The organism is Nitrospirillum amazonense, from assembly GCF_007828035.1.
In the GTDB taxonomy this organism is placed as follows: domain Bacteria; phylum Pseudomonadota; class Alphaproteobacteria; order Azospirillales; family Azospirillaceae; genus Nitrospirillum; species Nitrospirillum amazonense.
Genome location: NZ_VITV01000001.1, coordinates 631,709 through 643,504, shown reverse-complemented (window position 1 = coordinate 643,504; position 11,796 = coordinate 631,709). Strand labels below are relative to the sequence as shown.

Sequence of the window (11,796 nt, the reverse complement as noted above, 5' to 3'; positions counted from 1 at the left end):
GACCATAACGGCGATCAGCCTGGCAGGGCCAGCAACGCGTCGGCGATGCGCACCGCGCCCAACCCATCCACCAGGTGGCCGTCATCGCCCTCGCCTATACGGTGGCTCAGGGCCGCGCGTGCGTCGGCATCGGCCCATAGCGCCAGGGCGTCGGCCGTGATGCGCTCCGCCGCCTCGGCCTTGTCCATGCTGCGTGCATCGATGACTCGGGCCTTGCCCGATGCCGCCACCGCGCCGGCACTGCTGGCCTGGTTGTCCGCCACCACCACCAGCAGCGTGGGCACCGTCAGGCAGGCCAGCTCCCCCAGCGTGCCGCCGGCGGCGGACAGGGCCAGGCCGGCCTCGCGCATCAGGTCGGCCATGCGCGGTGTTTCCACATGGACAACCGTGTTGGGGTAGCGGTCTCCGGCGGTGCGGATGCAGTCGGTGTTGGGGTTGCTGCCGCCCACCACCACGTCCAGGCCGACGCCGGCGGGCAGGGCCGGGGCCAGGCGCTTCAGGCAGGGCAGCGTCAGGCCCGCCGGGTCGGTGCCGCCGAAGGTCAGCAATAGGCGGCCGCGGCTGTCCAGGGGGGGCAGGGCCTGGCCGCGCGCCCGGCGGAACTCCGCCCGCAGGGGGGCATAGGCGGGCCCCAGCGCCAGGACCGCATGCGGGTTGGCGGCCCGATAGGCGGCGGCGTCCACGGCGGCGCCGGCGTTCACGATCATATGGGCGTGCAAGGGCCGCGTCCCCGGCCCGTCATCGAAGGCCATGACCGGTTTGCCCAGCGCCGCCAGTCCGGCACGATAGTCATCGTTGAAGTGATAACCGTCCAGGATCACGGCGCCGGCGTGGTGCCGGCGGATCTGTTCGGCCAGGCCGGCCAGATCCGCCCCGCTTGCCGCCGGGCCCGGCACCAGGCTTACGCCGAAGCCGGCGGCATCCAGGCGATGCGCCAGGGCCGGCGGCAGGTCCACGGCGGCGAACAGGGGTGATATCCCCCGTTCCTTCAGGGCCTCCGCCACCGACAGGCAGCGCATGACGTGGCCGGTGCCCATGGACGCGGTGGCGTCGGCGCGGATCAGGATGGTGCTCAACAGAGGGCCTTTGGCATCGGGGCGGGAATGGCCATAGTATAGCAGCTAAGGACACTTCTCTCAGGGCGGGTTGCGGTGAAGGCCATCGTCGAAGGCGTGCGGATCAAGGGCTTCCGGGCCGTGGTGCCGAAGGAACGGCATTCCTATCTGGAAGACCACACCCTGTTCACGGAAGATGAGGCGAAGAAGCTCTACGCCACCATCGGCGTGGCGGAGCGGCGTCTGCTGCCCCGGCCCTACATGGCGTCCGACATGTGCGTGGCGGCGGCCGAGGGGCTAATGCAACAGCTGGGCTGGGACCCGGCCTCGGTCGATCTCCTGATCTTCGTCAGCCAGGATGCTGATTACGTGCTGCCCGTCACCGCCGCGGTCATGCAGCGGCGCCTGGGCCTGCCCACCAGCACGGCGGCCTTCGACGTGCCGCTGGGCTGTTCCGGCTTCGCCTACGGTACCTGGATGGCGGCGCGCCTCTTGGGCGGCAGCACGGCGCGGCGTGCCCTGGTGCTGGCCGGTGACAATTCCGCCCGCTGGCTGCGCCCGGATGACCGCGCCACCCTTCCCCTGTTCGGCGACGCCGGCAGCGCCACGGCGCTGGAGGTGGATGCCGATGCCCCCCCCATCCACGCCATCCTGGGTACGGATGGCAGCGGGGCCAAGCACATCTTCGTCAAGGCCGGCGGCAAGCGCGACTGCCTGATCCCGGGGGAGGAACCCTGGTCGGAGGAAGAGCACAAGCGCCTCTACCGCGACGCCCGCCTGCACCTGAACGGGGCGGAGGTCTTCACCTTCACCTTGCGCTCCGTCCCGCCGCTGCTGCGCGAGGCCATGGAGCATGCCGGCGTGACGCTGGACGATCTGGATATGATCGTCCCGCACCAGGCCAACCGCATGATGCTGGACCACATCCGCAAGAAGATCGGGGCGGCGCCCGAGCGCTTCCTGATCGACATGGAGAAATTCGGCAACACCAGTTCGGCCTCCGTCCCGCTGGCCATCTGCCATCGCCTGGGCCCCATGCTGGCGGAAGGTCCGAAGAAGCTGCTGATGGCCGGCTTCGGCGTCGGCTGGTCCTGGGGCACCCTGGTGGCGGAGGTCGGGCCCATCGCCGAGCCCACGCTGGCGGAGATGCCGGACGATTTCGCGCCGCTGGAAGTCTGACGCCCGTGAACGCCTGGGACCTGCCGCCGGAGCAGCCGTGCTGGCCGTTCAACGGCGGCGACTGGCGCATGGCCATGGGCCTGATGGCCCTGGACCCCGCCCGGTGGCTGATGGTGGACGACAGCTGCCCCGCCCTGCTGGCGCAGCGCCGCCAGCTGCTGGCCCAGCGGCACGGGGCCGTGACCGGCTTCCTGCCGGGCAGCGAGGCGGCCCAGGGGGAAGTGCTGGCGTTGCTGGCGGACCATCTGCCCCATCACTTCCCGCGTGCCTACGCCCGCGAGGGGCACCGTTTCACCTGCCACATCACCGGGGAGGTATGGGACTTGGCGGCCGCCGGCGCCAATCCGCTGGAGGTCGCCGGCCGCCTGGTGGCGGAGGATCTTTGCCTGTTGCTGCCGGACTCTGATGGCGTGCCGGTGCTGGCGGCCGCCGTGCTGTGCTTTCCCAACCGTTGGCGTCTGCATGAAAAGCTGGGGCGGCCCATGGCCGGTATCCACGCGCCCGTCGCCCTGTATGGCGAGAAACTGGGGCGGCCGGTGGACCGCTTCCTGGAAACCCTGGCGCCGGAACGGCCGGTATGGCGCATGAACTGGGGCCTGAACGACGATTCTGCCCTGTTCCAGCCGGATGAGGTGGCGCACACCGCCGCCGATGGCGCCATCATCGCCGACAACGCCGCGCACCGCCTGTTCCTGCGTATCGAACGCCAGACCCTGCGCCGCTTGCCCGCCACCGGCGCCGTGCTGTTCACCATCCGCACCTATCAGCGCGCCCTGGCCGACCTGACCGCAACCGAGGCGGCGCAGTTCGCCCACATCCTGCGCACGGTGCCGGAACCGGTGGCCCGCTACAAAGGCCTGCTGCGCACCGGCGGCCCCGCCCTGGGCTTCCTGGATCGTTTGGCGCAAGGCCTGGGCCCCTCATAAGGCCCATGAGGAAATTCCAACCGTCCCCGTGTTGACAGGGTGGGCGCGGGCCTGTCCTATCCGACAGGTCATCCGGCCATCGCCGGATGGCGACACGCTTGTTCTCAGGGCAGGGTGAAAATCCCGACCGGCGGTATCCCCTCTTGATGGAGGGGGAGCCCGCGAGCGCCCGGGGGCGGTAACGCCCACGGGGTCAGCAGACCCGGTGAAATGCCGGGGCCGACGGTTACAGTCCGGATGGAAGAGGATGAGCCGGCCCGCGATGTGCGGGCGCACCCCCTGGGGCCCTGCCGGGCCTCGGGTTTGGGCGCGCGTCCGCGGATGGGGTCTGCCTCGGGGGAACCTCCCGTTCGCCCATAGTCTCTTTTTGCCCTGATTCAGGCTCGCCCGATTGTTCAACGGAGTGAGACCCTTGAGTCAGATTTCCCAAACCCCCGCCCATGACGACGATCTGCTGTCCCGGTTCGGCGACGCCGAAACCCGGGTGGCCCGCGCCGTGGCCGCCATCCAGGCGGGCCAGGGCGTGATCGTCGTCGATGATGCCGACCGTGAAAACGAAGGCGACATCATCTACGCCGCCGACAGCCTGACGGTGGAACAGATGGCGCTGCTGATCCGTGATTGCAGCGGCATCGTCTGCCTGGTGCTGACCGACGAACACGCCCGCGTCCTGGAATTGCCGCCTATGGTGGGCGCCAATTCCTCGCGCTACGGCACCGCCTTCACCGTCAGCATCGAGGCCAAGACCGGCGTCACCACCGGTGTCTCGGCCGCGGACCGTGTCACTACCATCCGCACGGCCATCGCCGATGGCGCCCAGCCGGAAGACCTGGCCCGCCCCGGCCACGTCTTCCCCCTGCGCGCCCATCCCGGCGGGCTGGCGGCCCGTCGCGGGCATACCGAGGCCACCATCGACCTGGTGCGCCGGGCGGGTCGCATCCCCGCCGGCGTGCTGTGCGAGGTGATGAAGCCCGACGGCAGCATGGCCCGCCTGCCCGACCTGGTGGCGTATGCCGAAACCCAAGGCATGCCGCTGGTCAGCATCGAGGATCTGGTGGCGGTGGCGGCCCCGCTGCGCGCCGTCGCTTGACGACTCCCTGCTGAAAACGCGGACGGGGCAAAAAAGCCCCTTGCTAAAGGTTGGGCTTCATTGTACCAATCGGTCCACAACGTACCGATTGGTACAAACCCTAATCCATGGAGGTTCCGATGTCCCGTCCGCCCCTGCCGCCTTTCACGTTGGAGACCGCCATCCAGAAGGTGCGCGCCGCCGAGGATGGCTGGAACAGCCGCGATCCCGCCAAGGTGGCGCAGGCCTACACGGTCGACAGCCGCTGGCGCAACCGGGCGGAGTTCGTCACCGGCCGCCCGGCCATCGAGGCCTTCCTGGCCCGCAAGTGGGCCAAGGAACTTGACTACCGGCTGATTAAGGAAATCTGGGCGTACACCGAAAACCGCATTGCCGTACGCTTCGCGTACGAATATCGCGACGACAGCGGCAACTGGTTCCGCGCCTATGGCAATGAGAATTGGGAGTTTGACGCCGACGGCCTGATGCGGGCGCGCCACGCCAGCATCAATGAACACCCCATCAAGGAGGCGGACCGCAAATTCCACTGGCCGCTGGGCCGCCGTCCGGATGACCACCCCGGCCTCAGCGACCTGGGCCTGTAGGCCATGGCGCGCACCCTCGCCGACCGCCAGGACGTCATCCCCGTCCTGGCCGAGGTCTTCCGCGACCATGGGTTCGAAGGCGCCAGCCTGTCGGCCATCACCGCCCGCACGGGCCTGGGCAAGGGCAGCCTTTACAACTTCTTCCCCGGCGGCAAGGCCGAGATGGCGGAGGTGGTGCTGGCCCATATCGACGGGTGGTTCCGCGCCCACGTCTTCGAGCCGCTCGAGCGGACGGGAGACGGTTTGAAGGCGGTGGAGGCCATGTTCCAGGCCACCGACGCCTATTTCCGATCCGGCCAGCGGGTGTGCGTCGTGGGCGTTTTCGCCTTGGGTGACGCCCGTGACCTGTTCACCGAACAGGTGCATGGCTATTTCGCCGCCTGGGTCCGGGCCCTGGCCGGGGCCCTGGTTCGGGCCGGCCGCGACCCGGACCAGGCCCAGACCCAGGCGGAGGAGGTGGTGGCCGGCATCCAGGGCGCCCTGGTGTTGTCGCGGGCGCTGAACGACACTGGTGTCTTCACCCGCACGCTGGCGCGGCTGCGGCGGACCTTGGCAGACGATTAAGAGGGCGTCCGAATGGCCTATTCCCTCGGCCCGCGGTCCCCCGGCCGCGGGCGTATCTATCGTCTGAAATACCACCTTTGTAGCAAAACCAAGGTCTTGTGGTCTGAAACCTATCCTCTTTGCGTAATCCCTGGGTGAAATCCACCTGGCGGAGCGTGCCTCATGACGTTGCTAAGCAATCTTCGAATCCTGGGGAAACTGGCCGCGGCCTTCTCCCTGGTGCTGGTCATCTCCTTCGTGGTCAGCGGCCTGACCTACACCCGCGTGTCTTTCATCCAAGACAGCACCGGGTGGACCACACACAGCTACAAGGTGTTGGACGCCGTCGATGGGGCGCTTGCCGCCCTGGTCGACCAGGAAACGGGCCTGCGGGGATATCTGGTGGCGGCGGACGAGGCGGTGCTGGCCCCCTACCACAGCGGGGCCGGCGCCTATGCCCAGGCGATGGCCACGGCACGCACCTTGACGGCGGATAATGCGGCCCAGCAGCGGCGCCTGGACGATATGGACCGTCTGGCCCGCGCATGGCGCAACGACTATGCGGAAAAGCTGGTGGCGCGCATGAAGACGGACCAGCGGGACCAGGCGCGTACGCTGGAGTCGGTGAACGGCGGAAAGGCGCAAATGGACGCCATCCGCGCCAAGGTGGCCGAAATCACGGCGGCGGAGCGGGACTTGCTGGACCAGCGGCATGATGAGCAGCAGGCGGCCTTCCACATGACCTACTGGACCACGGTGCTGGGCGGTATCGCCGCGATCGTGGTGGCCATCCTGGCCGCGCTGATGCTGTCCGGTACGATCGCGGCCCCCATCTCAGCCTTGACCGACCGTATGCGCCGGCTGGCGGAGGGCGACCGGGGCATCGTGGTCGACGGCCTGCAGCGCCGGGACGAGGTGGGTGCCATGGCCCGCGCACTGGACGTGTTCAAGCAGAACGCCATTGAGGCGGACCGGCTGGCGGCGGAGCAGCGCCAGGCGGAAGAGGCCAAGTTGCGCCGCGCCCAGGCGGTGGACCGGCTGGTCCAAAGCTTCGACGGCGCGGTCGCCGGCATTCTCGAGGCGGTCAGCGGCGCCGCGGTCCAACTGGACTCGACCGCGCAGAGCATGACCGACGTGGCGGAGCGCACCAAGGCCCAGGCCGCCGCCACGGCGGCGGCGGCGGAACAGACCTCCGCCAATGTGCAGACCGTGGCATCGGCGGCGGAGGAGATGACCAGCTCCATCCAGGAGATCAGCCGGCAGGCCGCCCGGTCCAGCAGCGTGGCGTCCCAGGCGGCGCAGGCCGCGACCCGGTCCGACACCCTGGTCCAAGGACTGGCGGACGCGGCGCAGCGCATCGGCACCGTGGTGGAACTGATCCAATCCATCGCGGGCCAGACCAACCTGTTGGCCCTGAACGCCACCATCGAGGCGGCACGGGCTGGCGAGGCCGGCAAGGGCTTCGCCGTCGTCGCCAGCGAGGTGAAAGGCCTGGCCAACCAGACGGCGCGGGCGACTGAGGACATCGCCCGCCAAATTCAGGAAATGCAGGAGGCCACCAGCGGCGTCGTCGCCGCCATCCAGGGCATCAGTGGCACCATCGAGGAGGTGAACGGCATTTCGGCCACCATTTCGGCGGCGGTCGAGGAACAGAACGCCACTACGTTGGAAATCGCCCGCAACGTCACCCAGGCGGCGCAGGGTACCGAGGAGGTGTCGTCGAACATCACCCGGGTGACGGGGGCCGCGGGGGAGACCGGTGCCGCGGCGTCCCAGGTGCTGGCCGCCGCCCGCTCCCTGGGCAGCCAGTCCATCGCTTTGCGGTCGGAAGTGGTCCGCTTCCTGTCGGAAATCCGGGCCGCCTGACCCGTGCTATGCCACCGCCCGCACCCGCCGGGCGGTGGCGAACACCGGCACGCCCAGGACGCGAATGTAACACAGCCACCAGCGCAGGCTCCGGCTGTACTTGCTGCGCCTGTACGTCCCGGGCAGCGGGGCCAGGCGCGTACGCTCCTGCCGCCAGGGCAGGTCGTGGATGACGGGATGGGGGGTGCCGCACAGGCGGGCCACGTGCGCCTCGATAAGGTTGACGGGATAGTACTGGGCCATGCGCTCCAGCCGCTCACGCAGGCGGGCCACGCGCTGCTGGTTCTGGCTGAACACGGCCACCTTCACCAGGGGCATGCGGTATGTTTCCAGGCACGCGTCGAAATAGACGTCGGAATACAGCTCCTTGGCCACAAAGGGCCGGGGCAGGTAACGGCCGGGACGGAAACCAAGGGCCAGCAGCCGTTGGCTGAGGCCGAATTCGTAGGCGCGGCAGACGGCCGCCTTGTCGGGTTGTCGCGTCACCTCGTCCCAGAAGCGGCTGAATTCCGGATGGCCGGTCACCGCCGGCCGGAAAACCAGGAAGTTGCTGGTCAGATAGCGGATGTCGCCATCCACCAGCCCATCGGTCAGCCCCCAGAAGTCGCAGTCCCGCCCCGCCATTGTGTCGAACACCGGGGCGAAGGGGAACACGCCGCCATAGCAGCTGTCGTTGGCGACGATGACCTCGTCATAAAGGGCAAGGTCGCCGCCCAGGGCCTGGACGCCCAGCTTCCAGCTGCCGAAGTCATAGGCGCCGTGGCGGCCGGCATGCACCAGCTCGGCCAAGCCCGCCAGCCGCTCCGCCTGGCCCTCCATAAGGGCGCCGTCGGATACGAAGAGGATGCGCTCCGCCACCTCGCGCAGGCTGCGCAGGTAATAAAGGACATGGTCGTCGATCTGGCCGTCGCGGTCGAAATGGGCGAACAGCGCCACGCGGCGGGGGATGATAATGGGGGGATAACCGGTCGGGATCATGGTCGGGGTCTTTGCCCTGGGAACTAATTGCTTGTCCCTTCCACGACCGTTAACCAAGAGACCTTGCGGCCTATCCGCCTTTTAGCCAGGGGGCCACATATGGCCATCCCAATCGGCATATTCCCTGAATTTCAGCCGTTTTTCCGCCCATTCCGCCGCCGATATCTCGAACAGGTGGACATCGTATGCCTGACCTTCCTTCACGGCATGGTCCTTCAGCACGCCGACATGGCGATAGCCCAGCATGGTCTGGCCGCGCAGGACACGGTCATTGTCGGCCATGACCTGGTTCACCACCTTGCGCAGGCCCAGGGCGTAGAAGACGTGATTCAGGGCGTGGGCGAAATTCAGCGGGGCGGAGCCGGTGCGCCCGCGCCGGTCGGCCATGTAGGCGCCCAGGGTGGCGATACCCCAGGCCGCATGAGTGATGGTGATGGAGGCGTAACCCACCGGCACCCCATCCACCATCATGATGCGGTGGTGATAGTCATCGCGCGCGTTGCTGCGCGCCAGCCAGGCCCGCTGCTTCCCGATGTCGTCCTCAACCTGCGTGAACAGGTGGCGGGAGATGTCGGGGCGTAGGCGCCAGTCCAGCAGCAGGCGCGCATCCTCTTCCGTCGGCCGGCGATAGCTGAGGGTCATACGGCATTCTCCTCATAGGGCGCATCCGCCGGCAGCGGCGGGGCGTCCAGTCCCAGGGCGCGGGCCCAGGCGTGATGGAAATCGGCGATGCGGCGCTCACGCCGGCCCAGGATGCCGGGGCCCAGGGCCGCCGCCCGCCCTTGCTGCACCCGTTCGCACAGCGGCTGGTCCTCCAGGATCACGGCACGGGCGGACCCCGCCAGCACGCTGGTCAGCGACCGGCGGAAGGCGGCCACGGCCGGCTTGTCCGGGGCCGTCACCGGCAGGAACAGGCGCCAGTCCAGGCGGCTGCGATCCGGCGCCAGGGGCGTCACCGTGTGGGTGATGACCATGGCACCGTAAAAGCTGGCCACGTACAGGTTGGGGAAGACGAAGCAATGGTCATAGCGGGCGTGGTCCACCACGCGGCGCAGACCCACCTTGCCGTCGATACGCCGCCACCATGTCTCCGTCCCATCGGACAACAGCCAGCTGGATGTGCTGTGCCGGCCGTGGCGGGTGGTTTCCAGATGTGTCTGCCAGTCGGCGTGCACGGCGGGATGGATGGTGGTGGGGTGGACGGTGGAGCCGTGGAAGTCGTCCATGGTGTTTTCCACCAGCGCCTTCCAATTAGCGGCGAACTCCACGTGGTCCTCAGCGATGGGCTGGTCGCACTGGCCCGACAGCCGGGCGAGGTGCCCTGCGACCGGCCCCAGGTGGTCGGCCAGGCCCGGGCCGCCGCCTTGCAGCCGCACGAAGACGAAGGCGCCGCAGGCGTCCACCTCCAGCGCGCGGCCCTGGCCATCCGTGGCCGTGAGCGCGGCGGTCACAGTGACGGGTGTGCCCAGTACCGTACGTGTCAGGGGCGTGTCGAACCGGGTGCCGACGTACAGCCACTGCCGACGCAACACCGCCAGTTCCCGGGCGTGGCAATCGGGATCATCGAACCAGCGGGCGGGCAGCATTTCCCCCATCACGCCGGCTCCGTGAAGATGGCGGCGGCGTCCGCGTTCACCCACACCTGGCCGTTGGCCACGGCCAGGCCCACCGGCGCCAGGGCCAGGCGGCGGCGAGCCTCCGCATCCAGGCGGAAGTCGCTGTCGTCGAAGGGAATGCCGATGGGCACGCCGGCGGCGTCATAGACCCAGCCGTGATAGGGGCAGCGCAGCAGGCCACGCCCGCACGGCTGGTCGTGGATCAGGGCGTAGCGGTGGGAACAGACGTTGCGGAAGGCCTTCAAGGCACCCTGGAAATTCTGCACCACCACGGGGATGGCGGCCCCGGCGGCATCCGGCGCCCGGCCCGTCAGGTAATCGCCATGGCCGGCCACGCTGGCGGCGTCGCCCAGCTTGATCCAGGGGGCCGTCACGCCGTGCGTCCCCCGTCGACGGTCAGGGCCGTGCCGGTGATCCAGCGGCCGGTGTCGGCCAGCAGATAGGCGATGGCGTGGGCCACATCGTCGACATGGCCGAAGCCCAGGGGCTGCAGCCGCTGCAGATGGTCGATCTGTTCCTGGCTCAGCTTCTCGAACCCGCGCTCGATCAGGTCGGTCATGACGATGCTGGGCACCACGCAGTTGACGCGGATGCCGTCCGGCAGCAACTCGGCCGACAGGCCCTTGGTGGCGGCGATGATGCCACCCTTGGCCGCGGCGTAGACGATGTTGGCGGGCGAGGCGGCGGTGGCGGCGGTGGAGGAGATGAAAACCATGGCCGAGCGCTCGGCCCGCACGCCCTTCTGCCGCAGGCCCTTGGCCAGTGCTAGGCACGAGCCCAGGTTGACCCGCATCACCTGGTCGAAGAATTCCTGGGAGAAGATGCGGATGGGGCGCAGCGTCTGCATGCCGGCGCAGTGTGCCACCCCGTCGAAGGGCCCGGACAGGGCCGCCTGCTCCTTCATCCAGGCCGGGATGGCGTCCAGGTCGCCCATGTCGAAGGGGGCCACGCGGTGCCCTTCACCCGTGAGGCGCGACAGGGTGTCGGCCAGCCGCCCCTCGTCCCGGCCGTTGAGGGTTACGCGGGCCCCCAGGCGCGACAGCAGCACGGCCGTGGCCTGGCCGATGCCGGCCGACGCGCCGGTGACCAGCAGGGACCGGCCGGCCAGGCTCATGGGATTGTGCAGGGTGTCGCTGGGCTGGGGCATGGGCATTTCCTTATCTTTCGCCCCGACTATCCGGGCCCTGAGGCGGGGCCGTCAATGATCTGCGATAAATTCCGGCGGTGACGCCTTGACTCAAGAAAGGATCGAGATATATCTTAATTCACGATATATCGAATAACAGACGAGATAGGATCGAGAGACCATCATGCACTTTTTCAAACATCATGGCGGCAAACACCCCGAGGGGGGACGTCGCCACGCCCGGGGCCGCGACGGCGAGGGCTTCTGGGGCGCCTGGGGCGGCCACGGCGATCATTGGGGCCGGGGCGAGCGGGGTGAGGGCTTCGGCGGCCGGGGTGGCCGAGGCGGTGCCGCCCGCGTCTTCGAGAATGGCGACCTGCGCTTCCTGTTCCTGGACCTCATCCGGGAAAAGCCCCGCTATGGCTACGAGATCATCAAGGCCATCGAGGAAAAGGTCGGCGGCGGCTACAGCCCCAGCCCCGGCGTCGTCTACCCGACGCTGACCCTGCTGGAGGAAATGGGCCATACCGAGGTCTCGGTGGGCGAGGGTGGCAAGAAGCTGTACACCCTGACCGAGAGCGGCGCCGCCTTCCTGGAGGAAAACCGCCACGTCCTGGCCGCCATCAAGGAACGGCTGGACAAGATCAGCGCGGTGCGCGGCTGGATGCCCCCGGCACCCGTCGTCCGTGCCATGGAAAACCTGAAAATGGCCTTGCGCTTGCGTCTGCGCGGCGGGACCCTGACGGAAGAGCAGGCGCGCGCCATCGCCCAGGCCCTGGACCAAGCCGCGCAAGCCATCGAACAGGCCTGACGGCCATCCCACGTGAACGGAG

Annotated in this window: 13 protein-coding genes and 1 riboswitch; of the genes, 7 read left to right on the top strand and 6 right to left on the bottom strand. The window is 68.6% G+C overall.

Annotated features, from left to right (window positions below; translation table 11 throughout):
• Window positions 1-14 precede the first annotated feature (14 nt).
• Entirely contained in the window at window positions 15-1,076 is a 1,062-nt protein-coding gene (pseG, locus tag FBZ87_RS02780; protein ID WP_145608834.1) for a UDP-2,4-diacetamido-2,4,6-trideoxy-beta-L-altropyranose hydrolase, read from the bottom strand.
• 75 nt (window positions 1,077-1,151) lie between these two features.
• On the opposite strand from pseG, the gene FBZ87_RS02775 reads away from it, so the two are divergent.
• The 6 genes from FBZ87_RS02775 (at window position 1,152) to FBZ87_RS02750 (ending at window position 7,243) form a co-directional block, all read left to right on the top strand.
• Entirely contained in the window at window positions 1,152-2,234 is a 1,083-nt protein-coding gene (locus tag FBZ87_RS02775; protein WP_145608833.1) for a 3-oxoacyl-ACP synthase III family protein, read from the top strand.
• 5 nt (window positions 2,235-2,239) lie between these two features.
• Window positions 2,240-3,160 (top strand): heme-dependent oxidative N-demethylase family protein, encoded by a 921-nt coding sequence (locus FBZ87_RS02770; protein ID WP_246134198.1) that lies wholly within the window; start codon window positions 2,240-2,242, stop codon window positions 3,158-3,160.
• 96 nt (window positions 3,161-3,256) lie between these two features.
• Window positions 3,257-3,413: riboswitch (FMN riboswitch) on the top strand.
• A 159-nt stretch (window positions 3,414-3,572) separates the two neighbouring features.
• Window positions 3,573-4,250: a 3,4-dihydroxy-2-butanone-4-phosphate synthase gene (ribB, locus tag FBZ87_RS02765; RefSeq protein ID WP_145608832.1), complete on the top strand. Its 678-nt coding sequence runs from the start codon at window positions 3,573-3,575 to the stop codon at window positions 4,248-4,250.
• A 119-nt stretch (window positions 4,251-4,369) separates the two neighbouring features.
• The gene (locus FBZ87_RS02760; protein ID WP_145608831.1) at window positions 4,370-4,834 is read left to right on the top strand and encodes a nuclear transport factor 2 family protein; all 465 of its coding nucleotides are present in this window, start codon (window positions 4,370-4,372) and stop codon (window positions 4,832-4,834) included.
• Window positions 4,835-4,837: 3 nt separating this feature from the next.
• On the top strand, window positions 4,838-5,398 hold the full coding sequence (locus tag FBZ87_RS02755; protein ID WP_145608830.1) for a TetR/AcrR family transcriptional regulator: 561 nt from the start codon (window positions 4,838-4,840) through the stop codon (window positions 5,396-5,398).
• A 162-nt stretch (window positions 5,399-5,560) separates the two neighbouring features.
• A complete protein-coding gene (locus FBZ87_RS02750) occupies window positions 5,561-7,243 on the top strand; it encodes a methyl-accepting chemotaxis protein (protein ID WP_145608829.1) in 1,683 nt (560 codons plus the stop codon).
• Between the two features lie 6 nt (window positions 7,244-7,249).
• Here FBZ87_RS02750 and FBZ87_RS02745 read toward each other — a convergent pair whose 3' ends face one another.
• From FBZ87_RS02745 to FBZ87_RS02725, 5 genes are all read right to left on the bottom strand, one after another.
• A complete protein-coding gene (locus FBZ87_RS02745) occupies window positions 7,250-8,221 on the bottom strand; it encodes a rhamnan synthesis F family protein (RefSeq protein WP_145608828.1) in 972 nt (323 codons plus the stop codon).
• An 81-nt stretch (window positions 8,222-8,302) separates the two neighbouring features.
• Entirely contained in the window at window positions 8,303-8,863 is a 561-nt protein-coding gene (locus tag FBZ87_RS02740; protein ID WP_145608827.1) for a GNAT family N-acetyltransferase, read from the bottom strand.
• Window positions 8,860-9,816, bottom strand: coding sequence for an RHO alpha subunit C-terminal catalytic domain-containing protein (locus tag FBZ87_RS02735; protein ID WP_145608826.1), 957 nt, complete (start codon window positions 9,814-9,816; stop codon window positions 8,860-8,862). The genes FBZ87_RS02740 and FBZ87_RS02735 overlap by 4 nt, the downstream gene beginning before the upstream one ends.
• Entirely contained in the window at window positions 9,816-10,211 is a 396-nt protein-coding gene (locus FBZ87_RS02730) for a Rieske 2Fe-2S domain-containing protein (RefSeq protein WP_211106821.1), read from the bottom strand. Before FBZ87_RS02730 ends, FBZ87_RS02735 begins: the two co-directional genes overlap by 1 nt.
• A complete protein-coding gene (locus FBZ87_RS02725; protein ID WP_145608825.1) occupies window positions 10,208-10,984 on the bottom strand; it encodes an SDR family NAD(P)-dependent oxidoreductase in 777 nt (258 codons plus the stop codon). The genes FBZ87_RS02730 and FBZ87_RS02725 overlap by 4 nt, the downstream gene beginning before the upstream one ends.
• 163 nt (window positions 10,985-11,147) lie before the next feature.
• Here FBZ87_RS02725 and FBZ87_RS02720 point away from each other — a divergent pair, with 163 nt between their 5' ends.
• The gene (locus FBZ87_RS02720) at window positions 11,148-11,774 is read left to right on the top strand and encodes a PadR family transcriptional regulator (RefSeq protein WP_145608824.1); all 627 of its coding nucleotides are present in this window, start codon (window positions 11,148-11,150) and stop codon (window positions 11,772-11,774) included.
• Window positions 11,775-11,796: the final 22 nt, after the last annotated feature.

Excerpts from the sequence above, each read along its gene's own strand:
- FBZ87_RS02755 (WP_145608830.1), top strand. The coding sequence starts at position 4,838 with ATGGCGCGCACCCTCGCCGACCGCCAGGACGTCATCCCCGTCCTGGCC.
- FBZ87_RS02745 (WP_145608828.1), bottom strand. The coding sequence starts at position 8,221 with ATGATCCCGACCGGTTATCCCCCCATTATCATCCCCCGCCGCGTGGCG.
- FBZ87_RS02720 (WP_145608824.1), top strand. The coding sequence starts at position 11,148 with ATGCACTTTTTCAAACATCATGGCGGCAAACACCCCGAGGGGGGACGT.
- FBZ87_RS02735 (WP_145608826.1), bottom strand. The coding sequence starts at position 9,816 with ATGGGGGAAATGCTGCCCGCCCGCTGGTTCGATGATCCCGATTGCCAC.
- FBZ87_RS02750 (WP_145608829.1), top strand. The coding sequence starts at position 5,561 with ATGACGTTGCTAAGCAATCTTCGAATCCTGGGGAAACTGGCCGCGGCC.
- FBZ87_RS02740 (WP_145608827.1), bottom strand. The coding sequence starts at position 8,863 with ATGACCCTCAGCTATCGCCGGCCGACGGAAGAGGATGCGCGCCTGCTG.
- FBZ87_RS02760 (WP_145608831.1), top strand. The coding sequence starts at position 4,370 with ATGTCCCGTCCGCCCCTGCCGCCTTTCACGTTGGAGACCGCCATCCAG.
- FBZ87_RS02725 (WP_145608825.1), bottom strand. The coding sequence starts at position 10,984 with ATGCCCCAGCCCAGCGACACCCTGCACAATCCCATGAGCCTGGCCGGC.